At 70.8% G+C, this 24457-nt stretch carries 20 protein-coding genes; 17 read left to right on the top strand and 3 right to left on the bottom strand.

All coding sequences use genetic code 11. From position 1 onward, the window contains the following. Window positions 1-126 precede the first annotated feature (126 nt). The 14 genes from D458_RS0115195 (at window position 127) to D458_RS0115130 (ending at window position 18890) form a co-directional block, all read left to right on the top strand. A complete protein-coding gene (locus tag D458_RS0115195; RefSeq protein ID WP_026119331.1) occupies window positions 127-3810 on the top strand; it encodes a nitrate reductase subunit alpha in 3684 nt (1227 codons plus the stop codon). Continuing rightward, on the top strand, window positions 3810-5594 hold the full coding sequence (gene narH, locus D458_RS0115190; protein ID WP_017587607.1) for a nitrate reductase subunit beta: 1785 nt from the start codon (window positions 3810-3812) through the stop codon (window positions 5592-5594). The genes D458_RS0115195 and narH overlap by 1 nt, the downstream gene beginning before the upstream one ends. A gap of 10 nt (window positions 5595-5604) precedes the next feature. Next, on the top strand, window positions 5605-6438 hold the full coding sequence (gene narJ, locus D458_RS0115185; RefSeq protein WP_017587606.1) for a nitrate reductase molybdenum cofactor assembly chaperone: 834 nt from the start codon (window positions 5605-5607) through the stop codon (window positions 6436-6438). 32 nt (window positions 6439-6470) lie between these two features. Continuing rightward, window positions 6471-7205 carry a respiratory nitrate reductase subunit gamma gene (narI, locus tag D458_RS0115180; RefSeq protein WP_026119330.1) on the top strand — a complete coding sequence of 245 codons (735 nt, stop codon included), beginning with the start codon at window positions 6471-6473 and terminating at the stop codon, window positions 7203-7205. Between the two features lie 56 nt (window positions 7206-7261). Then, window positions 7262-8200 carry a DUF5996 family protein gene (locus D458_RS0115175; RefSeq protein WP_017587604.1) on the top strand — a complete coding sequence of 313 codons (939 nt, stop codon included), beginning with the start codon at window positions 7262-7264 and terminating at the stop codon, window positions 8198-8200. 123 nt (window positions 8201-8323) lie between these two features. Further along, a complete protein-coding gene (locus tag D458_RS0115170; RefSeq protein WP_017587603.1) occupies window positions 8324-8611 on the top strand; it encodes a GNAT family N-acetyltransferase in 288 nt (95 codons plus the stop codon). A gap of 128 nt (window positions 8612-8739) precedes the next feature. Further along, a complete protein-coding gene (locus D458_RS0115165) occupies window positions 8740-10239 on the top strand; it encodes an alanine/glycine:cation symporter family protein (protein ID WP_017587602.1) in 1500 nt (499 codons plus the stop codon). A 246-nt stretch (window positions 10240-10485) separates the two neighbouring features. Continuing rightward, a complete protein-coding gene (locus D458_RS0115160) occupies window positions 10486-11085 on the top strand; it encodes a GNAT family N-acetyltransferase (protein WP_017587601.1) in 600 nt (199 codons plus the stop codon). A 388-nt stretch (window positions 11086-11473) separates the two neighbouring features. After that, complete coding sequence (locus tag D458_RS0115155; RefSeq protein ID WP_017587600.1) at window positions 11474-11683, top strand: heavy-metal-associated domain-containing protein; 210 nt, start codon at window positions 11474-11476, stop codon at window positions 11681-11683. A 1-nt stretch (window position 11684) separates the two neighbouring features. Next, window positions 11685-11894 carry a hypothetical protein gene (locus D458_RS0115150; RefSeq protein ID WP_017587599.1) on the top strand — a complete coding sequence of 70 codons (210 nt, stop codon included), beginning with the start codon at window positions 11685-11687 and terminating at the stop codon, window positions 11892-11894. A gap of 17 nt (window positions 11895-11911) precedes the next feature. After that, complete coding sequence (locus D458_RS0115145) at window positions 11912-14200, top strand: heavy metal translocating P-type ATPase (protein WP_026119329.1); 2289 nt, start codon at window positions 11912-11914, stop codon at window positions 14198-14200. A 272-nt stretch (window positions 14201-14472) separates the two neighbouring features. Further along, window positions 14473-15756, top strand: coding sequence for a cytochrome P450 family protein (locus tag D458_RS0115140; protein WP_026119328.1), 1284 nt, complete (start codon window positions 14473-14475; stop codon window positions 15754-15756). Next, window positions 15753-16850, top strand: coding sequence for a cytochrome P450 family protein (locus tag D458_RS0115135; RefSeq protein ID WP_017587596.1), 1098 nt, complete (start codon window positions 15753-15755; stop codon window positions 16848-16850). Before D458_RS0115140 ends, D458_RS0115135 begins: the two co-directional genes overlap by 4 nt. Before the next feature lie 285 nt (window positions 16851-17135). Continuing rightward, a complete protein-coding gene (locus tag D458_RS0115130; protein ID WP_017587595.1) occupies window positions 17136-18890 on the top strand; it encodes a serine/threonine-protein kinase in 1755 nt (584 codons plus the stop codon). Window positions 18891-18927: 37 nt separating this feature from the next. Here the strand turns inward: D458_RS0115130 and D458_RS0115125 are convergent, their stop codons facing one another. Next, on the bottom strand, window positions 18928-19623 hold the full coding sequence (locus D458_RS0115125; protein ID WP_193374623.1) for a response regulator transcription factor: 696 nt from the start codon (window positions 19621-19623) through the stop codon (window positions 18928-18930). Next, the gene (locus tag D458_RS0115120) at window positions 19620-20795 is read right to left on the bottom strand and encodes a sensor histidine kinase (RefSeq protein WP_017587593.1); all 1176 of its coding nucleotides are present in this window, start codon (window positions 20793-20795) and stop codon (window positions 19620-19622) included. Before D458_RS0115120 ends, D458_RS0115125 begins: the two co-directional genes overlap by 4 nt. A gap of 178 nt (window positions 20796-20973) precedes the next feature. Here D458_RS0115120 and D458_RS0115115 point away from each other — a divergent pair, with 178 nt between their 5' ends. Continuing rightward, complete coding sequence (locus tag D458_RS0115115; RefSeq protein ID WP_017587592.1) at window positions 20974-21216, top strand: hypothetical protein; 243 nt, start codon at window positions 20974-20976, stop codon at window positions 21214-21216. Window positions 21217-21309: 93 nt separating this feature from the next. Continuing rightward, window positions 21310-22125, top strand: a complete 816-nt coding sequence (locus D458_RS0115110; protein WP_017587591.1) for an NAD(P)H-binding protein — start codon at window positions 21310-21312, stop codon at window positions 22123-22125. 72 nt (window positions 22126-22197) lie between these two features. Here the strand turns inward: D458_RS0115110 and D458_RS0115105 are convergent, their stop codons facing one another. After that, the gene (locus tag D458_RS0115105; RefSeq protein ID WP_017587590.1) at window positions 22198-23352 is read right to left on the bottom strand and encodes an acyl-CoA dehydrogenase family protein; all 1155 of its coding nucleotides are present in this window, start codon (window positions 23350-23352) and stop codon (window positions 22198-22200) included. A gap of 136 nt (window positions 23353-23488) precedes the next feature. On the opposite strand from D458_RS0115105, the gene D458_RS0115100 reads away from it, so the two are divergent. Continuing rightward, window positions 23489-24175: a TetR/AcrR family transcriptional regulator gene (locus tag D458_RS0115100; RefSeq protein ID WP_063825723.1), complete on the top strand. Its 687-nt coding sequence runs from the start codon at window positions 23489-23491 to the stop codon at window positions 24173-24175. Window positions 24176-24457: the final 282 nt, after the last annotated feature.

Here is a 24457-nt window from a genome sequence, read left to right as displayed (position 1 = left end):
CCCTATGCGGAGTGGGAAACGTGACATCCGTGCCGGAGAAGGCATATTTATTAACGGAATGTGGCCAGGGCTGGGTGTGCTTTCCAGGGCTGCGGGCAATGGGCGGGCAAACGGGGTGTATTCCTGATGGCGGGACAGGGCAAAAACGGGGGAGCGGGCGAGAGCCTCCTTCGGCTGGGAAGCTATCTGACTCGTTCGGATCCCCTTGACGGAGACCGTGCGCAGGTCAGGCATGGTGGTCGCGAGGGAGATGTGTTCTACCGGGACCGTTGGAGCCATGACCGCGTGGTCCGTTCCACGCACGGTGTGAACTGCACGGGTTCCTGTTCCTGGGATGTTTACGTCAAAGACGGAATCATTACTTGGGAAACTCAGGCGACCGATTATCCGTCCGTCGGTCCGGACCGTCCCGAGTACGAACCGCGCGGTTGTCCGCGCGGCGCGGCTTTCTCCTGGTACACCTATTCGCCGACCCGCGTGCGCTATCCGTACGCGCGCGGCGTGCTCGTCGAGATGTACCGGGAGGCGCGTGAGCGGCTGGGTGATCCGGTCCTGGCGTGGGAGGAGATCACCACCGACCCCGAGAAGCGCCGCCGCTACCAGCGGGCGCGGGGCAAGGGCGGGCTGGTCCGCACCACCTGGGACGAGGCCCTGGAGATCGCGGCCGCCGCGCACGTGCTGACGATCCGCAAGTACGGCCCCGACCGGATCGCCGGATTCTCGCCGATCCCCGCGATGTCGATGGTCTCCCACGGTGTGGGTGCCCGCTTCGTGAACCTGCTCGGCGGCTCGATGCTGTCGTTCTACGACTGGTACGCGGACCTTCCGGTGGCCTCCCCGCAGGTGTTCGGCGACCAGACCGACGTCCCCGAGTCCGGTGACTGGTGGGACGCCGCCTACCTCGTGTTGTGGGGCTCCAACGTGCCGGTGACCCGCACCCCGGACGCGCACTGGATGGCCGAGGCCCGGTACCGGGGCCAGAAGGTCGTGGTGGTCGCCCCGGACTACAACGACGCCGCCAAGTTCGCTGACGAGTGGCTGGCCCCGCACCCGGGCACCGACGGGGCCCTGGCGATGGCGATGGGGCACGTGATCCTCAAGGAACGCTTCGTCGACAGCCCCACCCCCCGCTTCGCCGAGTACGTGCGCTCCTACACCGACCTCCCCTTCCTGGTGGCCCTGGAGAAACGCGACGGCCGCCTCGTACCCGGCAAGTTCCTCATGGCCGCGGACCTGCCCGACAACACCGACGAGGCCAACTCCGCCTGGAAGCCCGTGTTCTGGCCCGAGGGGGAGGAGGCGCCGGTCGCCCCGAACGGCACCATCGGGCACCGCTGGGGAGAGGACGGCAAGGGGAAGTGGAACCTCGACCTGGAGGGCCGGGTCCCCGAACTCACCTTCTACGCCGAGGGCGCCGAGGCGGCCGAGATCGCGCTGCCCCGCTTCGACACCCCCGGCGGCACGGCCGAGGTCGACACCAGGGGCGTGCCGGTCCGCAGGGTCGGCGGACGCCTGGTCACCACCGTGTTCGACCTGGTCCTGGCCCAGTACGGGGTGTCCCGGCCCGGGCTGCCCGGGATCTGGCCCGCCGGCTACGACGACCCGAACGCCGCCTACACCCCGGCCTGGCAGGAGGCGCTGACCTCCGTCCCGGCCGACCGCGCGGTGCGGATCGCCCGCGAGTTCGCCGACACCGCCGACGCCAGCGGCGGCCGGGCCATGATCGTCCTGGGTGCCGGGACCAACCAGTGGTTCCACGGGGAGAACGCCTACCGCTCCTTCCTGGCCCTGCTGCTGCTCACCGGCTGCCAGGGGGTCAACGGCGGCGGCTGGGCGCACTACGTGGGCCAGGAGAAGTGCCGCACGGCCGCGGGCTGGGCCGCCTACGCCTCGGGGGCGGACTGGGCGCGCCCGCCGCGCTTCATGGCCGGGACCGCCTACTGGTACACCCACACCGACCAGTGGCGCTACGACACCTACCGGGCCGACGCCCTCATGTCGCCGCTCGGCCCGGGGAAGGTGCGGGGCCGGCACACCGCCGACCTCGTGGCGGCGTCGGCCCGCATGGGCTGGATGCCGTCCTTCCCGACCTTCAACCGCAACCCGGTCCAGCTCGGCAAGGAGGCCGCCGAACTCGGCCGGGACCCCGCCGAGTACGTCGCCGACCAGCTCCACGCCGGCACGCTCCGCTTCGCGGCCGAGGACCCGGACGACCCGCAGAACTGGCCCCGGACCCTCACCCTGTGGCGGTCCAACCTGTTCGGGTCCTCCGCCAAGGGCAACGAGTACTTCCTGAAGCACCTCCTGGGCACCCACTCCAACCTTCGGTCGGAGCCCGCCGGCCCGGAACACCGGCCCAGCGACGTGACCTGGCGGGAGGAGATCCCGGAGGGCAAGCTCGACCTGCTGCTCTCCATGGACTTCCGGATGACCAGCTCCACCCTGTTGTCCGACATCGTGCTGCCCGCCGCCACCTGGTACGAGAAGCACGACCTGTCCACCACGGACATGCACCCGTTCGTGCACGCCTTCAACCCGGCGATCGACCCGCCGTGGGAGACCCGTACCGACTTCGACACCTTCCACGCCCTGGCGAGGGTGTTCAGCGGCCTGGCCGCCGACCACCTCGGCGAGGTCACCGACCTGGTCGCGGTGCCGCACCAGCACGACACGGACGGAGAGCTCGCCCAGCCGCACGGGGTGCCGCCGGACTGGAAGGCGTTGGGGGAGCGCCCGGTACCGGGCAGCACCATGCCCGGCATCGTCGCCGTCCGCCGCAACTACTCGGCGGTGGCCCAGAAGCTGGCGGCGCTCGGCCCGCTCGCCGAGGGCAAGGGGCTCCCGGTCAAGGGGGTGTCCTTCACCCCGGACGAGGAGATCGAGTGGCTGCGCCGGCGCAACGGGGCGGTGCGCGGCGGGGTCGCGGACGGCCGGCCGTCCCTGGACACCGACGTCAAGGCCTGCGAGATGATCCTCGCGCTGTCGGGCACCAGCAACGGACGCCTGGCCGCTCAGGGCTTCGAGCGCCTGGCCGAGCGCACCGGCACCGACATGGACGAGCTGATCCACCGCTCGGCCGAGCGCCGCGTGGTCTTCGACGACGCCAAGCACGGGCCGACCCCGGTGGGCACCAGCCCGGAGTGGTCCGGCAAGGAGGCCTCGGACCGCCGCTACTCGCCCTTCACCATCAACGTCGAGCACGCAAAGCCCTGGCACACGCTCACCGGCCGCCAGCACTTCTACGTCGACCACGACTGGATGCACGAGTTCGGTGAGGCCCTTCCGGTCTACCGGCCGCCGCTGGACATGAGCCGCCTGTTCGGTGAGCCCCGGATCGGCCCGACCGGGCAGCGCGAGGTGGTCGTGCGCTACCTGACCCCGCACTCCAAGTGGTCCATCCACTCCGAGTACCAGGACAACCTGCTCATGCAGACCCTGTCCCGGGGCGGCCCCACGATCTGGATGAGCGTGGCCGACGCCGAGGCCATCGGGGCCTCCGACAACGACTGGGTCGAGGCGGTCAACCGCAACGGCGTGGTCGCCGCCCGCCTGGTGGTCTCGCACCGGATGCCGACCGGGACGGTGTACATGCACCACGCCCAGGAGCGCACCATCGACGTGCCCAAGACGGAGACCACCGGCAAGCGGGGCGGCATCCACAACTCGCTCACCCGCCTGATGGTCAAGCCGACCCACCTCATCGGCGGATACGCCCAGTTCACCTACGCCTTCAACTACCTCGGCCCGACCGGGAACCAGCGCGACGAGGTCACGGTCGTGCGCAAGCGGACGACGGAGGTGCGGTACTGATGGCGGAGCGGAGCCAGACCGGGAGGGCAGCGGCGGACCGGGAGGGGCGCTCGGAGGAGCGGCCGATCGGCCGGGTCATGGCGCAGGTCGCCATGGTGATGAACCTCGACAAGTGCATCGGCTGTCACACCTGCTCGGTCACCTGCAAACAGGCGTGGACCAACCGGAGCGGCGTCGAGTACGCGTGGTTCAACAACGTCGAGACCCGGCCGGGCCAGGGGTACCCGCGCGCCTACCAGGACCAGGAGCGCTGGAAGGGCGGCTGGGTCCGCCGGCCCGACGGAAGGCTGGTGCCCCGCGCGGGAGGCCGGATCAAACGGCTCGCGACCATCTTCGCCAACCCGGTGATGCCCTCCATCCAGGACTACTACGAGCCCTGGACCTACGACTACGAGACCCTGACCAACGCTCCGCTGGGCGACGACTTCCCGGTGGCCAGCCCGCGTTCGGCGCTCACGGGCAAGCCGATGAAGGTGGAGTGGAGCGCGAACTGGGACGACGACCTGGCCGGCGGTCCCGAGCTCGCCGCGCAGGACCCGATCGTGCGCAGGATCGGGGACAAGGTGAAGCTCTCCTTCGAGGAGACCTTCATGTTCTACCTGCCGCGCATCTGCGAGCACTGCCTCAACCCCACCTGTGTGGCCGCCTGTCCGAGCGGTGCGCTCTACAAGCGGGTCGAGGACGGCATCGTGCTCGTGGACCAGGACCGCTGCCGGGGCTGGCGCATGTGCGTCACGGCCTGCCCCTACAAGAAGATCTACTTCAACCACAAGACGGGCAAGGCCGAGAAGTGCACCTTCTGCTACCCGCGGGTGGAGGTGGGCATGCCCACCATCTGCTCCGAGACCTGTGTGGGACGGCTGCGGTACCTGGGGGTCGTGCTCTACGACGCGGACCGGGTCGGCGAGGCGGCGTCGGTCGAGGACGAACAGGACCTCTACGAGGCCCAGCTGGGGGTCTTCCTCGACCCCTCGGACCCGCGCGTGCGGGCGGCCGCCCGCCGGGACGGCATCCCCGACCGCTGGGTGGACTCCGCGGTCCGGTCGCCGGTCTACGCGCTGGCCAAGCGCTTCCGGGTGGCCCTGCCGCTGCATCCGGAGTTCCGCACGATGCCGATGGTCTGGTACGTCCCGCCGCTGTCGCCGGTGGTGGACACGCTCACGAGGACCGGGCACGACGGCGAGGAGGCGGGCAACCTCTTCGGAGCCATCGACGCCCTGCGCATCCCGGTCGAGTACCTGGCCGAGCTCTTCACGGCCGGTGACACCGCGCCCGTGGACCTGGTCCTGCGGCGGCTGGCCGCCATGCGCTCCTACATGCGCCGGGTCAACCTCGGCCAGGAACGCGACGAGACCATCGCCACCGCCGTCGGCATGACCGGCACCGAGATCGAGGACATGTACCGGCTGCTGGCCCTGGCCAAGTACGACGAGCGCTACGTCGTGCCCACGGCCTTCGGGGTGGACGAGGCCGACCGCGGGGTCATCGAGGAGGTCGGGTGCAGCCTCGACTTCGACGGCGGACCCGGTATGGGCGGTATGGGCGACGTCCCCTTCGGCGAGGCCTCAGGGCGCCCCGACGCGGCCTCCGTGGAGACCTTCCACGCCCTCCGGGAACGCCAGACCAGTGACGGCGCAGCCACGGGCGGCCGGGCGGGCACCGACGGCCGGGTCAACCTTCTGAACTGGGACGGAAACGGACGTCCCGAAGGGCTCTTCCCGCCCCGAGACGGTGGCGGTACCGACAACGGCGGAGACCGGGGCGCAGGTCCCGGACCGCGCTAGGGGGTCGAACATGAGCACAACCAACGGCATCGGGGGCGGCCCGAACGAGGGCGCCTTCGAATCGGGCACGGCGAACCCGGACGGCGCACACCTGCCCGACACGGCCGGTGCGCGTCCGGCGGTTCCGAGCCAGGACGACCGGAACCCGGACGGCCGGAGCGGAGCGGGCTGGCTCGGCGCCGGGCGGAACGCCCGCAGGGCACACGCCAGGGCGGTGACCCACCAGGCCGCGTCGGTCCTGCTCGGCTACCCGGACGGCGTTTTCTTCGAGCGGCTCCCGCTGGCCGCGCGCGCCGCCGCGGAACTGCCGAAGAGCCGGTCCCGGACCGACCTGCTGGAGTTCTGCGAGCACGCCTCCACCACACCTGAGCTGGAACTGGCCGAGCACTACGTGGACGTGTTCGACCTGCGCCGCCGCCGCGCGCTCCACATGACGTACTACACCGACGGCGACACCCGGCGCCGCGGCCACGCGCTGGCCGAGGTCAAACGGGTCTACGCCGAGGCGGGGTGGCGGGTGTCCGCCCGCGAGCTGCCCGACCACCTGGCGGTCATGCTGGAGTTCGCGGCCCGGGGCGACGCCGAGGCCGGGCAGGAGCTCCTGGTCAACTTCCGGTCGGGGCTGGACCTGCTGTCCCGGGCCCTGAGCGACTACGGAACGCCCTACGCCCGGGTCGTCGACGCGGTCCGGTACACCCTTCCGCCGCCCCGGCGCGCGGACGAGGAGCGCGTGCGCCGCCTGGCCCAGGAGGGGCCGCCCGCGGAGGACGTGGGGATGGAACCCTACGGCGCGCGGCCGCGGGTCCCGCTTCCGCTGACCGACGTCACCAGGAGGCGGAGTTGAACCCGGAGGCGGAGGCGGGCGGGTCCGGTCCGATGGACCTCGTCCTGTGGGGCGTACTGCCCTACGTGGTGCTGGTGCTCGTGGTGGGCGGCCTGGTGTGGCGCTACCGCTACGACCGGTTCGGCTGGACCACCCGCTCCTCGGAGCTGTACGAGTCGAGGCTGCTGCGGATCGGCAGCCCGCTCTTCCACTTCGGTCTGCTGGTGGTGATCGTCGGCCACGTGGTGGGTCTGCTGATCCCGGACACGTGGACGCGGGCGCTGGGGGTCTCGGACACGCTCTACCACGTGACGGCGCTGGCGTTCGGGATCGTGGCGGGGGTGTGCACGCTGGCCGGGATCGCCCTGCTCATCTGGCGCAGGCGCACCACCGGTCCGGTGTTCAGCGCCACCACCCGCAACGACAAGCTCATGTACGTGGTCCTGGTGCTGGCGATCGTGACCGGCCTGGGGATGACCGTCTACTTCGCGGGTGTGGAACTCGCGGGCGGGCACACCGGTGACTACCGGGAGACGGTGTCGCCGTGGTTCCGGTCCATCTGGATCCTGCAGCCCGACATCGCGGCGATGGCCGCCGCCGAGCCGCCCTACAAACTGCACGCGCTCATGGGCCTGGCCCTGTTCGCCCTGCTGCCGTTCACCCGGCTCGTGCACGCCTTCAGCGCACCGGTCGGCTACCTGTTCCGTCCCTACGTCGTCTACCGCACGCGTGACTCGCACCCGGCCGCCGCCGGGCAGTCGGCGCGGGCCACGCGCCGGGGCTGGTGACCCGGTCCCGCGCCGCCTCCGACCGCTTCGAGTCCCCACCGAGGAGAACCGTCACCATGGAGCTGTTCCCCGCGTTTCCGCTCGACGAGTGGAAAGACACCAAAGAGACCATCCACCGCTTCGAGCAGATCGTCGGCAAGGTCCGGCTGGCCCACAGCTCCCGCCGCAACCACTGGTGGCACGTGCCCTTCCACCTGACCGGCAGCGGGATCACCTCCCGCCCGATGGGGCTGGTGGACGGCAACCCGGTCTTCACGGTGGACTTCGACTTCGTCCGCCACCAGCTGGTGGCCTCGAACCTGGACGGGCACACGGTTTCCTTCCCGCTCCAGGGGCACAGCGTCTCCTCGTTCTACCTGCGGTTCCAGTCGGCTCTGGACAGCCTGGGGGTGGACGGCAGCATCCCGAACGCGCAGCCCTTCGACCTGCCGGATTCCGACCGGCCCTTCGTGGACGACAAGGAGCAACGCGCGTACGCGCCCGAGAAGGCCACCAAGTACTGGCAGGTCCTGAGCCAGGTCAACCTGGTGCTGGAGGAGTTCGCGGCCGGGTACTCCGGCAAGACCAGCCCGGTGCACCACTTCTGGCACACGTTCGACATCGCGGTCACCCGGTTCTCGCCGCGCCGCGTCCAGCCGCCGGAGAACGCGGGCGGCGTGGAGTGCGAGGCCTACTCCCGTGAGGTGACCAGCTTCGGCTTCTGGTTCGGTGACGACACCGTCCCCGAACCCTGCTTCTACGCCTACGCGGTCCCCGAACCGAAGGGTCTGGCCGACCGGCCGCTCCATCCCGCCGCCGCGGAGTGGGTGCCCAGCGGCAGCGGGCACCTGGCTCTGCTGCGGTACGCCGAGGCGCGCGAGCAGCCGGACCCGAAGGCGGCGGTCCTGGAGTTCATGCAGAGCGCCTACCGGGCCGGAGCGCAGGGGCTCGGCTGGGACATCGCCGACAAGGCCTGCCCGGGCGGGGTCACCGACCCCCGTCTCGCCGACCGCTGAGCACGGGCCGGTCCGCACGTCGGGGGCAGAGGTGTCGTGGAGGTCCGGCGGGGGAACGTGACATCCTGGCCCACCACGCGCACACCACGTGCGTGTGACACGCACGAAGCGGGGGTAGTGGCAATGGAGTTGTCCGTCGTCGACGTGCCGGAACGGTCGCGGTACGAGGTGAGTGCGGACGGGAAGGTGGTCGGCTTCTCCGCCTACCACCTGATCGCCGAAGGGGTGCTGGCCCTCCCGCACGTGGAGGTGGAGCCCGACTTCGAGGGCAAGGGCGTGGCCAGCGAGCTCATGCGCGAGTCCCTGGACCGGATCCGCGCCCAGGGACTGAGGATCGTTCCGATCTGCCCGTTCGCGCAGGCCTTCCTCGAGCGCAACCCGGACTACGAGGACCTCGTCCACACGGGTTGACCAGGGAGACAAGCTGCTAACGGGGGCATCACCATCCGGATACAGCATGTGCCTGGCGGTGTCTTGTCCCACAATGTGGGCATGGGGTGGCGGTTGTCCTTTCCAAGGAGCAAAGGAGCCCCACCCCCGTGTTACTCGCTGACACAGCCCCCACACTCGACGCCCGCCTCACCGACGCGATCGCGTTCTTCAACGACGACATCTTCTGGGCCTGGATCCTGATCCCGCTCCTGGTCGTGGTGAGCATCTACTTCACCATCGGGTCCGGAGTCGTCCAGATCCGCCTGGTCCCGGAGATGTTCCGGGTCCTGAGGAGCAAGCCGGAGATCGCTCCGGACGGCAGGAAGGCCGTCTCCTCGCTCCAGGCGTTCATGATCTCGGCCGCCGCCCGCATCGGCACCGGGAACATCATCGGTGTCGCCGTCGCCATCTCGCTGGGCGGGCCGGGCGCGGTCTTCTGGATGTGGCTGATGGCCATGATCGTCGGGGCGGCCAGCTTCGTCGAGTCCACCCTGGCCCAGCTGTACAAGGTCCGCGACAGGAGCGGCTACCGCGGCGGGCCCTCCTACTACATGGAGCGCGGCCTCGGCGCCCGCTGGGCCGGCGTCCTGTTCTCGATCACGATCCTCGCCACCTTCGCGATGGTCTTCAACGCGGTGCAGAGCAACACCATCGTGGGCGCCGTCGGCAACTCGGTCGCCCAGGTGGGAAGCACCGACGGCTGGCTGCTCCCCGTGCTCGTCGGCGCGGCCCTGGTGGCGGTCACCTCGCTGGTCATCTTCGGCGGCGTCCGGCGCATCGCGAACACCGCCCAGGCGCTCATCCCCTCCTTCGCGCTGGTCTACATCATCGTGGGCCTGGTGATCATGGCGATGAACTACCAGCAGATCCCGGCCATGTTCGCGCTGATCTTCGAGCACGCCTTCGGCATCCGCGAGTTCGCCGCCGCCGGTCTGGCCATGGTGATCATCCAGGGTGTGCGCCGAGGGATGTTCTCCAACGAGGCCGGTCTGGGGTCGGCCCCGGTCGCGGCGGCCAGCGCCTCGGTCACCCACCCGGTGAAGCAGGGGCTGGTCCAGACGCTGGGCGTCTACTTCGACACCCTCGTGGTCTCCTCCATGACGGCGTTCATCATCCTGCTGGGCTACCAGGGGACGCTGGACGGCACCCGTGAGCCGGACCTGACCCAGCACGCGGTCACCGCGATGCTCGGTCCGTGGTCGATGCACCTGATGACCCTGATCATCGTCCTGGTCGCGTTCACCTCGGTGCTCGGCAACTACTACTACGGCGAGTCCAACCTGGAGTACCTGACCGGCAGCGCGAACGCCATGTTCGTCTACAAGGTGCTGTTCCTGACCGCGACCTTCCTGGGCGCGCTGGGTTCGATCGACCTGGTCTGGACCCTGGCCGACACGACGATGGGTCTGATGGCCCTGGTCAACCTGGTGGCGATCACACCCTTGGCGGTGATCGCGTTCCGCCTGCTCAAGGACTACACGGACCAGCGCAAGCAGGGCCTGGACCCGGTCTTCACCCGGGACCGGCTGCCCGACCTGCGCGGTGTGGAGTGCTGGGAGCCGGAGGAGAAGGCCGAGGCGGTCGGCCCCGAGGCGGGCTCCGCCTGACGCCTTCGGCCGAAGTGCAGGGTATGGGGCGCGTCCGACCGGTTCGGACGCGCCCCGCGCCGTTCCCGTACCTCTCCGCGGGCGGGCACCGACGGCTCCGGAAGCACTTGGTTCACCTGAGAAAGCACACAAATCCCTAACAGTAGGAGCTTTCAGGCATCTGTGTTCTTTCGGTCATCGCGGATCATCGCTAGTGTGCTGGGTCACAGTTGTGGCGGTCAGAGTTGTGTCTCGCGAGGGAGTCCGATGTCCATCGTCTCAATCGAGCCCGCCACCGCCGAGCGGTGGGATGACCTGGAGAACCTGTTCGGACCGACCGGAGCGTACGGGCACTGCTGGTGCACGTTCTTCCGCAGACGCGCCAAGGACCACACGGCGAGCGTCTCGTGCGATCGTTCCACGCGGGGTCTGGACAACAAGGAGGAACTGCGTCGACTGACCCTGGACGGGCGGGTGCCGGGGCTGCTCGCCTACGACGAGGACGGCCCCTGCGGGTGGGTGTCCGTGGCGCCGCGGGAGGACTTCATCCGCCTGTCCCGTTCGCGGACGCTGCGTCCGGCCGACCCCGACGAACCCGGGGTGTGGTCGCTGGTGTGCTTCTGGCTGCCGCCGCGCAGGCGCAGGCGCGGGCTGGGCAGCCGGCTGCTGGACGGCGCGATCGAGTACGCGCGTGCGGGCGGGGCCCGGGTGCTGGAGGCCTATCCCGTCGACACGGCGGGTGGGCGGGCGCCCAGCGCCGAGGTCTACACCGGGACGGTGGAGATGTTCCGCCGGGCCGGGTTCACGTTGGAGGGGCACCACCTGAGTGAGCGTGTGGTGGCCCGGTTGGAGCTCAAGACCGAGTAGTTCCGCCCCCCGCCGCCTCCCGAAACCCCCATGGGAGCGGTCCCCAAACGGGGGGAGGGTATACCTCCCCAGTCTTCTCCCAGCTCACGCGGGTGTGTCGCCGTAGCGGCGGGCCCACGGGTGTCCGATGATCCAAGGGGTCTCCGCGTTCGTCGCGGGGGCCCCTTTCCCCTGTGTCCGCACATGTGTGGCCGACGGCACGGTGCGGCTGCCCTGTCCTGGCAGGGGCTTTGCTCTCCCTTGGTACCCCCCTGGGGTAATGTGGCGAGCGTGTTCCAGGGGTGGAGCACCGCGGGGGTTTGACAGATGGATACCCCTGGGGGGTATATTGGGCCCCGTTGGAACGAAATCCGCGAGCCGACGCGGAAGAACGCACCAGGAGGCAGGAATGGCCAGCACCGCCGTCTACACCGTCGAGGGCATGAGCTGCGGACACTGCGTCAACTCGGTCACCGAGGAGGTCAGCGGGGTCGCCGGTGTGACCGACGTGAAGGTCGACCTGGAGAGCAAGAAGGTGACCGTCACCGGAGAGGGCCGGATCGACGACTCGGCCGTGCGCGCCGCGATCGACGAGGCCGGGTACGAGGTGTCTGCCTGACATGGGAGTGACCACGAAGCTCGCGCTCTACGCGGTGGGTCTCGTGGTCGTGTTCGCCGCGGCGTTCGGGGCCGGCAGTCTGGTCGGCCCCGTTCTGCCGGACCAGCCCGAGGGGCACTCGGAGAGCGTGGAGCTCCCCGAGTCGGACGGACAGGACCAGGACGACACCGGCCAGAGCCACGAGAACGGCGACGACGGCGATGAACACTGACCACCCCGGAGCGGCATATGAGTAGCAGCAAGACGGCGTCCGCCGCAGTGGAGCCGGTCGAACTGGCCATCGGCGGGATGACCTGTGCGGCCTGTGCCAACCGGGTGGAGAAACGCCTCAACAAGATGGAGGGCGTCAGCGCCACCGTCAACTTCGCGACCGAGAAGGCGCGGGTCACCTTCGAGGGCCCGGCGACACCGGTCGAGGACCTGGTCGCCCAGGTCGAGAAGGCGGGCTACACCGCCACGCCGCCCAGGAACGAAGCCGAGGACGGCCCCGAGGCGGCGGACCCCGCCGATCCCACCCGGGCCCTGTGGAACCGGGCACTGGTCTCGATCGTGCTCTCCGTCCCGGTCGTCGCGATGGCGATGCTCCCGGCCCTGCAGTTCACCTACTGGCAGTGGGCCTCCCTGGCCCTGGCCGCGCCGGTCGTGGTCTGGGGAGCGCTGCCCTTCCACGTCGCCGCGTGGAAGAACCTCAGGCTCGGCACCGCCACCATGGACACCCTCGTCTCCCTGGGTGTCTCCTCCGCCTTCCTGTGGTCCCTCTACGCCCTGTTCCTCGGCACCGCCGGGACCCCGGGCATGACCCACCCCTTCGAGTTCACCATCGCCCGCAGCGACGGTTCGGCCAACGTCTACCTGGAGGTCGCGGCGGGCGTCACCTCCTTCATCCTCCTCGGCAAGTACTTCGAGGCGCGCTCCAAGCGCCGTGCGGGGGCCGCCCTGCACGCTCTGCTGGAGATGGGCGCCAAGGAGGTCACCGTGCTGCGGGGCGAGGGCCCCGCCGCCCGTGAGGAACTGGTCCCCGTGGACCGCCTGGCGGTCGGCGACCGCTTCGTGGTCCGGCCGGGCGAGAAGATCGCCACGGACGGCACCGTCGAGGAGGGCACCTCCGCCGTCGACATGAGCATGCTCACCGGGGAGTCCGTGCCGGTCGAGGTCGCGCCGGGCTCCGCCGTGGTCGGCGCCACCGTCAACGCGGGCGGACGCCTGGTCGTGCGGGCCTCCCGGGTGGGTTCGGACACCCAGCTCGCGCAGATGGCGCGCCTGGTCGAGGACGCGCAGAACGGCAAGGCCGCCGTGCAGCGGCTGGCCGACCGGGTCTCCGGGGTGTTCGTCCCGGTCGCGATCATGCTCGCGGTCGGCGCCCTGGGCTTCTGGCTCGGCGCCGGGGACCCGGCCGGTGCCGCCTTCACCGCCGCGGTGGCCGTGCTGATCATCGCCTGCCCCTGCGCCCTGGGCCTGGCCACCCCGATGGCCCTCATGGTGGGCACCGGGCGGGGCGCCCAGCTCGGCATCCTGATCAAGGGTCCCGAGGTGCTGGAGAGCACCCGGCGGGTGGACACCGTCGTGCTGGACAAGACCGGAACCGTCACCACCGGAAAGATGGCGCTGACCGGCGTCACCGCCGCCGAGGGCGAGGACGAGGCCCAGATCCTGCGCCTGGCCGGCGCCCTGGAGAACGCCTCCGAGCACCCCGTCGCCCGCGCCATCGCCACGGGGGCCGTGGTGCGGGTCGGCGAGCTGCCCGTCCCGGAGGACTTCGCCAACATCGAGGGCCGGGGCGTCCAGGGTGTCGTGTCGGGCCACGCCGTACTGGTGGGCCGGGCCGCACTCCTGGCGGAGTGGTCGCAGACGCTGCCCGAGGAGCTGGTCCGGGCCATGGAGTCCGCCGAGTCCGAGGGCCGCACCGCGGTGGCGGTGGGCTGGGACGGCCGGGCCCGGGGCGTGCTGTCGGTGGCCGACACGGTCAAGCCGACCAGCGCCGAGGCGGTCCGCCAGTTCCGCGACCTGGGGCTGACCCCGATCCTGCTGACCGGGGACAACGCGACGGTGGCCCGCGCGGTCGCCGACGAGGTGGGCATCGAGGAGGTCATCGCCGAGGTCCTGCCCAAGGAGAAGGTCGACGTGGTCGCCCGGCTCCAGTCCGAGGGCCGCACGGTGGCGATGGTCGGCGACGGGGTCAACGACGCCGCCGCGCTCGCCCAGGCCGACCTGGGGCTGTCCATGGGCACCGGCACCGACGTGGCCATCGAGGCCAGTGACCTGACCCTGGTCCGCGGCGACCTCCGGGCGGCCGCCGACGCGGTCCGGCTGGCGCGGCGCACGCTCGGCACCATCAAGGGCAACCTGTTCTGGGCCTTCGCCTACAACACCGCGGCCCTGCCGCTGGCCGCGATGGGCCTGCTCAACCCGATGCTCGCCGGTGCGGCGATGGCCCTGTCGAGCGTGTTCGTGGTGACCAACAGCCAGCGGTTGCGCCGGTTCCGCTCGTTGGCCGGAACCGGTCACATCGACGCGTAGCGCCCGGAAGTGTGACCCAGGTCTCGCTTCTGAAGCGAACGGGCCGCTAGGGTTTGCGCGGAATCCCGTGAACACGGGTTTCCGTGTCGACCCGCGCGGCCCGTCCGTGCGCCCAGGACCAGCACCGAGAGCCGGTGCCCCGGTGCTGGGAACGGCCCTGAGGACGGCCACTCCGCAGCCCGTGTCCCCCCGCACAGCAGAGGTCCCCCGTGACATCCGGATGTCCCCGAGCCAAGCTGTACCGCGACGAACCGCACTCCGACCCCTACGCCGTGTACGCCGAGATGCGCGCCGAACACGGCCCGGTGGTGCCGGTGGAGCTGGAGCCCGGTGTCCACGGGTGGCTGGTCACCGACTACACCACCCTCATCTCGTGGTCCCGGGACACCACCACGTTCGGGCACGACGCCCGCCTGTGGAAGGACTTCCGCGAGGGCAGGATCGACGCCGACGCCTCCGTCCTGCCGATGATGGCGCCCCGCGCCAACGCGCTCTTCGTCGACGGCACGGAACACCAGCGCTACCGCCGCGCGATCACCGACAGCCTCGGCGCGGTCGGCGCCGACCGGCTGGCCGAGGTCACCGAGCGCTACGCGCACGGGCTCATCGACGAGTTCTGTGAGCGGGGCCGGGCCGACGTCCTCAACGAGTACGCCCGCCTGCTCCCGCTGCTCGTCATCAACGAGCTGTTCGGGTTCGACCGCCACCAGGGGGTGCGCTTCGTCGAGGCCATGCGCAACCTGTGGCTCGGTGTCGACGCGGAGAAGTCCAACGCCGAGGCCGAGCGGGCGCTGTCCGAGGTGGTCACCGCCAAGCACCGTGAGCCCGGGGACGACGTCACCACCCGGCTGATCCAGCACCGCGCCGCGCTCAGCGACGAGGAGGTGATCATGCAGCTCCTGCTGGTGGTCGCCGCCGCCAACGAGCCGACCGCCGACCTCATCAACGCGGGGGTGCGGGAGGTGCTGGCCGACCCGAACACGGCACCCGACCGGGCCCCCTCGCCGACGGCGATCGCCGACACCGTCGACCGGGTCCTGTGGCAGGACCCGCCGATCGCCAACTACCCCGTCCTCTACCCGCGCGTGGACGTACCGCTGGGCGGCGGCCGCACCATCGAGGCGGGTTCGCCCATCCTGCTGGGCTTCGCCGCGGCCAACCGCTTCTTCATGGAGGAGAACGCGGAGCGGATGGCGGAGTCGGCCAACCGGGCCCACGTGGCCTGGGGCGCCGGTCCGCACCGCTGTCCGGCGCGCGAGGAGGCCACGACGATCACCATGATCGCGCTGCGCACGCTCTTCGGCCGCCTGCCCGGGCTCCGGGTGGAGGTGCCGCCCGAGGGCCTCCGCTGGCACCTGTCCGCCCTGTCCTGGCTCCCCGTGGCCCTTCCCGTCCAGTTCACCCCCCAGGCCCCCCTGAACCCCGTCGCAGAAGGAACACCTTGGACCGCGTCAGACTCGCCCCCGGCAACCTCCGCGCGCAGAGCACCCACCTCCGCAAGATCGCCCCTGTCGTCCCTGTCGAACTTCCTGGTGAGGTTGATGCGTGGGTCGTGACGACCCACGAGGCGGTCAGCGAGGCCCTCGCGGACCCGCGCATCCAGAAGGACAAGAAGTACTGGACGGCCTTCGAGAACGGTGAGATCCCGGCCGACTGGCCGCTGATCTCCTGGATCATCAACGAGAACATGCTCTCGAAGGACGGCGAGGACCACTCCCGCCTGCGCAAGCTGGTCTCCAAGGCCTTCACCCCCCGCCGCGTCGAGATGCTCCGCGAGGGCGTGGTCGGCATCGTCGAGTCCCTCCTGGACGACCTGGAGAAGGCGGCGGGGGAGAGCGGGGACGGGGTCGTGGACCTGCGTGCCGTCGTCTCCCAGCCGCTGCCGCTCACCGTGATCAGTGAGCTGTTCGGAGTGGACGAGGAGACCCGGCCCAAGCTGCACGGGCCCGTCGGTGTCTTCTTCGACCAGAGCGTCACGCCCGAGCAGGCCATGGCGACCTTCTTCGAGCTGTGGGGGGTGCTCACCGAACTGGTGGCGGCCAAGCGCGCCGAGCCCGGGGACGACCTCACCACCGCGCTCATCGCCGCCCGCGACGCGGAGGACGGGCTCACCGAGGACGAGCTCATCTGGAACCTGGTGCTGTTCATCAGCGCCGGTTACGAGACCACGATGAACCTCATCTCCAACGCCGTGCGCGCGCTCACCTCCCACCGGGACCAGCTCGACCTGGTCATGGAGGGGAAGGTGGAGTGGTCCAAGGCGATCGAGGAGGTGCTGCGCTGGGACCCGCCCGGCCAGTACGTGCCCATGCGTTACACGACCGAGGACGTGGAGCTGGCGGGCGTGCCCGTCCCCAAGGGGGAACCGCTCCTGCTCGGCTACGCCTCGGCCAACCGGGACGACGCGCGGTACGGTCCCACCTCGGAGGAGTTCGACATCACCCGTGAGGACAGCTCCCACCTGGCCTTCTCGCACGGGCGCCACTACTGCCTGGGGGCGAGCCTGGCCCGCATGGAGGTGAACGAGGTGCTGCCGCGCCTGTTCGAGCGCTTCCCCGGGCTGGACGTCGCGGTGGACGACACCGAGCTGGTCCCGGTCCCGTCGATCATCTCCTCCGGGGTCGAGGCCCTCCCCGTCCGGCTGCGCTGATCCCGCTCGGCGGTGCGCCGCGGCGGGGTTCGCGGGACACGCCCGGCTTTCGAGGTCCCGTCACGGTTCACTTCGGTGGCCCACGACGGGATCTTCGCATTTCAGAGGTGTTTTGGGTGGTTCTGTGGCTTCATGGGGACACAGTTGGCACCTTCCGGGGGGCACCAAGGAGCGGGCCCGGGCTCCTAGACTCGGCAGGGTCCCCCATGGTCCCCCCGTAGCCCCTGTCCTGTCCCGCCCTCCTCCCACGGAAGGCCCCTCCCCCGAAGAGGATCGCGCGCACACATGAACAGTTCGGAAGCCGACCCCGGCCGCATTCTGGTCAACCGGTACCGCCTGGACGAGGTCATCGGCGCGGGCGGTATGGGTCGAGTCTGGCGGGGCACGGACACCTTGCTGGACCGGCCGGTCGCGGTCAAGGAACTGACGACACCGCCGAACCTCCCGCCGCACGAGGTCGCCGTCCTGCGCACCCGCATGATCCGCGAGGCCCGCAGCGCCGCCCAGCTCAGCCACCCGGCCATCATCACGGTGTTCGACGTGGCCGAGGAGGACGGCCGCCCGTGGATCGTCATGGAGCTCGTGCGCGGTCCCTCCCTGGGCGACGTCATCAAGGACGAGGGCACGATCCCGGTCCGCCGTGCGGCCAACATCGGCGAGCAGATGGCCGCCGGTCTGGCCGAGGCGCACGACCGGGGCATCGTGCACCGCGACATCAAGCCGGGCAACGTGCTCATCGCCGGGAACGACCGGGCCGTCCTCACCGACTTCGGTATCGCCCACCTGGACGGTTCCACCCACCTGACAAGCACCGGACTGCTGATCGGGTCACCGAGCTACCTGGCACCGGAGATCGCGCACGGCCACTCGGCCACCTCCGCCTCCGACATGTGGGCGCTCGGCATCACCCTCTACCAGGCGGTGGAGGGCGGACTGCCCTTCGACCGCCCCACCCCGATGGCCACCCTGACCGCCATCGTCACCCAGGAGCTGCCGGAGACCTTCAACGCGGGCGCGCTCCGCCCCGTCCTGGAGGCCCTCACCGAGAAGCGCCCCGAGGACCGCCCGAGTGTGACCGAGGTCCGCGCCCTCCTCAGGGAGATCCGGGACTCCGGGGGCGCCGCTGCCCCCACCACCGCGGTCGCCCCCGCCCTCGGCGACACCGCTCTGGAACCCGCCGACCCCGGGGCCGAGCCGGACTGGAACAAGGTCACCACCCAGGGCACGGTGGACCGCGCGGTCAGCTCGGTCGGGTCCGCTCCGGCCGCCCCGGCCGCCCCGGCCGCCCCGGCCGCCCCGGCGCCCGCCGGCCTCCCCCGGCGCCCCCGTGGGGCCGCGGCCGGTTCGCGCAAGCGCGCGCTCGCGGTCGTCGCGGCCGTGTTCGTCCTGCTGGTCGCCGCCGCCGGGACCACGCTGTTCGTCAGCATGAACCGTTCGGGCGACCCGGACACCGGTCTGGCCGGTTCCAGCGAGGAGCAGCCCGCCGCCGGTGCCACGGAGGAGGACGGGCCCGAGGAGGGCGGCGACTCCGAGGCCGCGGCCGGGAGCGGCGAGGACGGCGAGGAGGAAACGGCCGAAGAGGAGCCGGAGGAAGAGGACGACGACCGGTGGGACTTCCTCACCCGGTACGAGGACAGCACCGGTTTCGCCGTGGACGTCCCCGAGGACTGGGAGGTCGAGCGCCAGGGCAGCTCGGTCTTCTTCCGCAACCCGGACGGCGGCTACCTCCAGGTGGACCAGACCGACAGCCCGAACGCGGACGCCGGCGACGACTGGCGCAGCCTCGAACCCAACGCCCGGGGCAACTTCGGCGGCTACTCGCTGATCGGGATCGAGGACGTGGACGCCGACTGGGCCGACGACTACGTCAGCGCCGCCGACTGGGAGTTCACCTTCAGCGGCGGGGACCGGCACGCCATCAACCGCGGCTTCCACACCGAGGACAAGGGGTACGCGCTGTTCCTGGTGAGCGGCGAGGACCAGGACTACAACCACGACCTGCTCGACCGGATGTCGGAGTCCTTCGAACCCGCTTCCTGACCGGCCGGCAGGCGACGCGCGCCCCGGGGCCGGGGTGTCAGGCCCGGTCCTCGTCGAGGAGGTTCGCGTCGTGCACCAGCAGGGCGATCTGCACGCGGTTGTTCAGGTCCAGCTTGGTGAGGATGCTGGACACGTGGGTCTTCACGGTCGGCACGCTCAGGAACAGCCGCGCGGCGATGTCCGCGTTCGAGCGGCCCTCGCCGACCGCCACCGCCACCTCGGTCTCCCGGGCGTTCAGCACGGCCAGGCGGTTCCGGGCCCGGTCCGCGCGCTCGCTGTGGTCGGCGTGGGCGACCCGGTCCATCAGCCGCCGCGTCACGTTGGGGGACAGGACGGGGAAACCCCTGGCCACCCGCCGGACCGACTCCACGATCTCCTCCGGCGGCGTGTCCTTGAGCAGGAACCCGGCCGCCCCCGCCCGCAGGGCGCGCAGCACGTGTTCGTCGGCGTCGAAGGTGGTGAGCACCAGCACCTCGGGCGGGTCGGGCAGGGCCCGCAACCGCTCGGTGGCGGTCAGCCCGTCCACGGTGGGCATGCGGATGTCCATCAGGACCACGTCCGGCGAGTGCAGGGCGACCAGCTCCAGGACCTCGCCGCCGTCCTCGGCCTCGGCCAGGACCCGCACGTCCGGAGCGCCGCCCATCATCATCACCAGGCCGACCCGCACCAGGGCGTCGTCGTCGACGATCACCACACCGATCCGCCGACCCGTGTCCCGCTCCGCTTCGCTCATGAGGGCCACGGTAGCCAGGCGGAGAGGCGCCAGCCACCATCGCCGTCCGGGCCGTACTCCAGACGGCCGGAGGCGAGGGAGACGCGTTCGGTGAGTCCGACGAGGCCCTGGCCGTCCCCGGCGCCGCCCGAGGCCGTCTCCAGGGGCCGTGCGGCCGGTCCGTTGTCCACCTCCACGGTCAGTCCGCGTCCGGCGGAACCGGAGATCCGCACGGACGTCCGGGCGCCGGGCGCGTGCTTGCGGGCGTTGGTCAACGCCTCCTGGACGATCCGGTAGGCCGTGCGGCCGGTCCGTTCGGGGACGGGCCCGGTGTGTTCCTCGGCCAACTCCACGTCCGCCCCGGCGTCACCCGCCTCCTCGACCAGTTGCGCGAGGTCGGCCATGGTCGGCTGCGGCAGTTCGCCCACCGGGGCGCGCAGCACCCCGATGACCTCGCGCAGGTCCTGCAGCGCCTGGTGGGCGCTCTCCCGGATCACCTTCGCGGACCGGGCGACCTCCTCGGCCGGGGCGTCCGGGCGGTACTCCAGGGCGCCCGCGTGCACGCTGAGCAGCGACAGCCGGTGGCCGAGGACGTCGTGGATCTCGCGGGCGATGGATTCGCGCACCTGGTGCTGGGCGTGCTCGGCGCGCAGCTGGGCCTCGGTCTCGGCGTGCACGGCCCGCTCGCGCAGCGACTCGAACAGCTGGCGGCGGTGCTGCACGGAGAGCCCCCACCCGGCGACCGCGCCGCCGAAGACGACGCTGAGCATGAACATCACGAGGAAGGGCGCCCCGTGATCGACCGGGTGGAGCAGCAGGTTGACGTAGGAGGCCAGGAAAACCAGCGCGAGGACCGCCAGCCCCACCCGGGGCGGCCGGTGTACGCACAGGGAGAACAGGGCCGCGAGCATCGCTCCGCCCACCAGCGGGAAGACCGCGGAGAGCACCACCAGCACCACCGCGATCCCTACCGGCCAGCGGCGCCGCCACCACAGGGCGACACAGCCGCCCAGCGCGACGAGCTGGTCGGCGACGGTGAACAGCTCGGGCTGGGGCGGGGGCGGGGGTTCGTCGGGAAACGTCATCGCGCCGAGCAGCCCGAACCCCAGGGCGATCAGGAACATCAGTGAGTCCACGACCCAGTCGCGTGCGCTGCGGCGGTAACGCTGCCGGGGCGGGGCCGTCTCGTTCATCGCTCGGAGTCTACGAGCGCGCACCGGCCGGGAGGAGCACCCGGTGGGGAACCGGTACCAAGGACACGCGAATCCCTACTTTGGTCGAACGGGCAGGTGGCAGCGGTAGACCTGGGTTCGTGAAGTGCAGGCCGCCGAACGATGTGGCGGGGGAGCGGCACCGCCTAGGTTCGGGGCCATGCGCAAGTTCCTCCAGGGCCTGGGAGCCCTCCTTGTCCTCATGGGAGTCAGCGGGGCCGTCGACCACCTCTGGGCCCAGCCGGTCCTCGGTGTCGTGCTCAACGCCTTCAACCGCCTGGTGGTCCAGAACGTCGCGGTGCTGCAGGAGAACGCCCTGCTGGCCAATCTGGGACTGGCGGCCTGCGGGGTCGTGCTCGTCGTGGCGATGGAGGCGACTTCTCCGTCCCGGGGGCGCAACTGAGGGGCGATCCGCCGTTTCGCGCTCGTTCCGCACGCGGGAGTGGGTACCGTCAGCAGGCGGAGCACCCGCGCGTGAACCTGGGGGAACACCCGAATGAGCACACTGGTCACCGGCGCCACCGGACAGGTGGGTCGACGTGTCCTGACCGAACTGCGCAGACGCGGTCTGCCGGCTGCCGGTGCCTCCAGGGACGGTGAGGTGCGGTTCGACTGGACCGACACCACCACCTGGGAACCGGCGCTGAAGGGCGTCGAGAGCCTGTTCGTGACGGTTCCCATGGCCAGCGGTCTCACCGACCGGGCCGGGGGGTTCCTGGAGAGGGCGGCCGGGAGCGGGGTCCGTACGGCGGTGGTGACCACCGCCATGGGGTCGGAGAACGGGCCGCCCGACTCCGAACAGCGGGTCCTGGAACGCCGGGTCCGCGAGCTGTTCGACCACTGGACCGTGGTCCGACCCAACTGGTTGGACCAGGACTTCACCGAGGGCCTCTTCGCCCGCCTGGCGCGCTCGCGCAACGGACGCCTGGAAGTGCCGTTCCGCAAGCACGCGGCGGTCAGCTTCGTGGACGCCCGGGACGTGGCCGACACCATCGTCGCGGCGCTCACCGACGACACGCTCCACGGCCGTGAGTACACGCTGACCGGCCCCGCGTCCGTCACCTTCCGCGAGGTGGTCAGGATGACCAAGGGGACGGAGAGCCCCGTGTGGCGGTTCAAGAAGGTCGACGAGGCCGGGTTCTACTTCCGGGCCACCAACACGGGCTGGTCGGACCGGTACGTGGACATCCTCAACGAACGGTTCCGGGCGATCGCCAACGGCCAGGCGGCCGTGGTCACCGAGGACGTCCGCCGCGCCCTGGGACGCGACCCCGTCCCCATGGCCAAGTTCGTCCGTGAAGCGGTCAACTGAACCGCTGACCGGCTCCGGGGAAGCGGGACGCCCGACCCCGGTAGGGGGACGGGCGTCCGGGGTCGCGGGGGGCTACTTCAGGAGCTGGCGGGCCATCACCATGCGCTGGATCTGGTTGGTGCCCTCGTAGATCTGGGTGATCTTGGCGTCGCGCATCATGCGCTCCAGCGGGAAGTCCTTCACGTAGCCGGCGCCGCCCAGCAGCTGCACGGCGTCGGTGGTGATCTCCATGGCGGCGTCGGAGGCGTAGCACTTGGCGGCCGCGCCGTAGAAGGCCAGGTCGTCGTCGCCGCGCTCGGACTTGGCGGCGGCCACGTAGACCATCTGGCGGGCGGTCTCCAGCTTCATCGCCATGTCGGCGAGCATGAACTGGATGCCCTGGAACTCGGCGATCGACTTGCCGAACTGCTTGCGCTCCTTGACGTAGGCCACGGCGTGGTCCAGGGCGCCCTGGGCGATGCCGACGGCCTGCGCGCCGATGGTGACGCGGGTGTGGTCCAGGGTGCGTAGGGCGATCTTGAGGCCCTCGCCCGGGGCGCCGACGATGCGGTCGCCGGGGATGTGGACGTCGTCGAAGAACAGCTCACGGGTGGGGGAGCCCTTGATGCCGAGCTTGCGCTCGGGCTCGCCCAGGGTGAAGCCCGGGTCGTCGGCGTGCACGACGAAGGCGGAGATGTTGCTGCCCCGCTTGCCCTCGGGGTCGGTCACGGCGAGGACGGTGTAGTACTCGCTGACACCGGCGTTGGTGATCCAGGACTTCTGGCCGTTGAGGACCCAGTCGTCGCCCTTGGGGGAGGCCAGGCTGCGCATGGAGGCGGTGTCGGAACCGGCCTCGCGCTCGGACAGCCCGTAGGAGAACATCGCCTCGCCGCGCGCCACAGGGGTCAGGTAGCGCTGCTTGACCTCCTCGGAGGCGCCCAGGATCAGCGGCATGGTGCCGAGCTTGTTCACCGCGGGGATGAGGGAGGAGGAGGCGCACACACGGGCGACCTCCTCGATGATGATGCAGGTCGCGAGCGCGTCGGCGCCCACGCCCTCGTAGTCCTCGGAGATGTGCGCGGCGTGGAAGTCGGTGGCGACCAGGGCGTCGAGGGCGTCCTGCGGGAAGGCCGACTTCTCGTCGACCTCGGCGGCGTGCGGGGCGATCTTGTCCTCGGCCACCGAACGGACCGCCGCCCGCAGCTCCTCGTGGTCCTCGTTGGTCTTGAACAGGTCGAAGTCGCCCATCACGCTCTCCTCGTTCTGGCACTGCGTGCCTGGTTGTGGCATTCAGTGCCAGGGTAAGAGATGATCGGTGCGAAGTACACAGACTGGATCGGATAGCTTGTCGCCGGACGATTCGCCGGGAAAGGGACAGGTGGGCATGGTGCCGACGCGTGTGTCGACCCGCGAGGCGGTGCTGGCGGCCGTGCGGTTGTTCACCGCCGAGGGTTTCGACAGCACCACCATGGACGGCATCGCCGAGGCCACCGGGGTGAGCCGCCGGAGCCTCTTCCGCAGGTTCGGTTCCAAGGAGGACCTGCTCTTCGCCGAGCACGACGAGCTCTTCGAGACGGTCGTGCGGTACATGGAGGCCTCCCCCGAACGCCCGATGGCCACCGTGGTCGCCGCCGCCCGCCTGGTCTTCCAGGGGTACGTCCGCGATCCCGAGATCACCGTGCCGCGGTACCGGCTGGTACGCGCCCACCCCCGGCTGCGGGACCGGGAGGTGGCGATGACGGCGCGGTACCAGGCCGCGTTCAGCCGCTACCTGAGCCAGCACGCGGGCGGTGACCGGCCGTCCCTGGAGGTCGAGGTGGTCGCGGCCGCCGTGATCGCCGCGCACAACCACGTCCTGCGCGGATGGCTGCGCGGCCCCGAGGACGGCCGGGTGTGGGAACGCTTCGACGGGGCCATGGCACGGGTCGCCGGCCTGGCCGCGCCCCTGCTCGACGGGGACGACGTCCCCGAAGCGGGGCCGGAGAGGGTCCTGGTGGCGGTCTACCCCCGCGGGATCGCCACCTCCGACCTGCTGCGACGGGTCTCCGACGCGGTGGCGAGGGACGACTAGGGAGGCGGGGGAGGGAAGAGGCGGCCCGCTCCGTTTGTTGTTCATGTTGTCCCCCCTCCCGAACGCCCTCCGCGCTCGGGTCCTGCGGGTTCCGCCCACAGGTCCCACCCACACCCGTGCGCGCGTAGGCTGGACGGGGCCGAAAACAGGGCATCACACGAGGCGGGGCGGACAGCGCAGATGAGCGTGGACACGGCGGGCGCGACCAAGCAGGAGTCAGAGGTCGCGCACGAGGCGGAGCGGCGGCGGACCTTCGCGGTCATCTCCCACCCTGACGCCGGT

The sequence above is a fragment of the Nocardiopsis ganjiahuensis DSM 45031 genome, assembly GCF_000341085.1.
Lineage (GTDB): Bacteria > Actinomycetota > Actinomycetes > Streptosporangiales > Streptosporangiaceae > Nocardiopsis > Nocardiopsis ganjiahuensis.
This window is presented reverse-complemented; position numbering and strand designations above follow the sequence as displayed.

What these genes read in the sequence shown, in the direction of transcription:
- D458_RS0115195 (WP_026119331.1), top strand. Translation starts at nt 127, where the DNA reads ATGGCGGGACAGGGCAAAAACGGGGGAGCGGGCGAGAGCCTCCTTCGG.
- narH (WP_017587607.1), top strand. Translation starts at nt 3,810, where the DNA reads ATGGCGGAGCGGAGCCAGACCGGGAGGGCAGCGGCGGACCGGGAGGGG.
- narJ (WP_017587606.1), top strand. Translation starts at nt 5,605, where the DNA reads ATGAGCACAACCAACGGCATCGGGGGCGGCCCGAACGAGGGCGCCTTC.
- narI (WP_026119330.1), top strand. Translation starts at nt 6,471, where the DNA reads ATGGACCTCGTCCTGTGGGGCGTACTGCCCTACGTGGTGCTGGTGCTC.
- D458_RS0115175 (WP_017587604.1), top strand. Translation starts at nt 7,262, where the DNA reads ATGGAGCTGTTCCCCGCGTTTCCGCTCGACGAGTGGAAAGACACCAAA.
- D458_RS0115170 (WP_017587603.1), top strand. Translation starts at nt 8,324, where the DNA reads ATGGAGTTGTCCGTCGTCGACGTGCCGGAACGGTCGCGGTACGAGGTG.
- D458_RS0115160 (WP_017587601.1), top strand. Translation starts at nt 10,486, where the DNA reads ATGTCCATCGTCTCAATCGAGCCCGCCACCGCCGAGCGGTGGGATGAC.
- D458_RS0115155 (WP_017587600.1), top strand. Translation starts at nt 11,474, where the DNA reads ATGGCCAGCACCGCCGTCTACACCGTCGAGGGCATGAGCTGCGGACAC.
- D458_RS0115150 (WP_017587599.1), top strand. Translation starts at nt 11,685, where the DNA reads ATGGGAGTGACCACGAAGCTCGCGCTCTACGCGGTGGGTCTCGTGGTC.
- D458_RS0115145 (WP_026119329.1), top strand. Translation starts at nt 11,912, where the DNA reads ATGAGTAGCAGCAAGACGGCGTCCGCCGCAGTGGAGCCGGTCGAACTG.
- D458_RS0115130 (WP_017587595.1), top strand. Translation starts at nt 17,136, where the DNA reads ATGAACAGTTCGGAAGCCGACCCCGGCCGCATTCTGGTCAACCGGTAC.
- D458_RS0115125 (WP_193374623.1), bottom strand. Translation starts at nt 19,623, where the DNA reads ATGAGCGAAGCGGAGCGGGACACGGGTCGGCGGATCGGTGTGGTGATC.
- D458_RS0115120 (WP_017587593.1), bottom strand. Translation starts at nt 20,795, where the DNA reads ATGAACGAGACGGCCCCGCCCCGGCAGCGTTACCGCCGCAGCGCACGC.
- D458_RS0115115 (WP_017587592.1), top strand. Translation starts at nt 20,974, where the DNA reads ATGCGCAAGTTCCTCCAGGGCCTGGGAGCCCTCCTTGTCCTCATGGGA.
- D458_RS0115110 (WP_017587591.1), top strand. Translation starts at nt 21,310, where the DNA reads ATGAGCACACTGGTCACCGGCGCCACCGGACAGGTGGGTCGACGTGTC.
- D458_RS0115105 (WP_017587590.1), bottom strand. Translation starts at nt 23,352, where the DNA reads ATGGGCGACTTCGACCTGTTCAAGACCAACGAGGACCACGAGGAGCTG.
- D458_RS0115100 (WP_063825723.1), top strand. Translation starts at nt 23,489, where the DNA reads ATGGTGCCGACGCGTGTGTCGACCCGCGAGGCGGTGCTGGCGGCCGTG.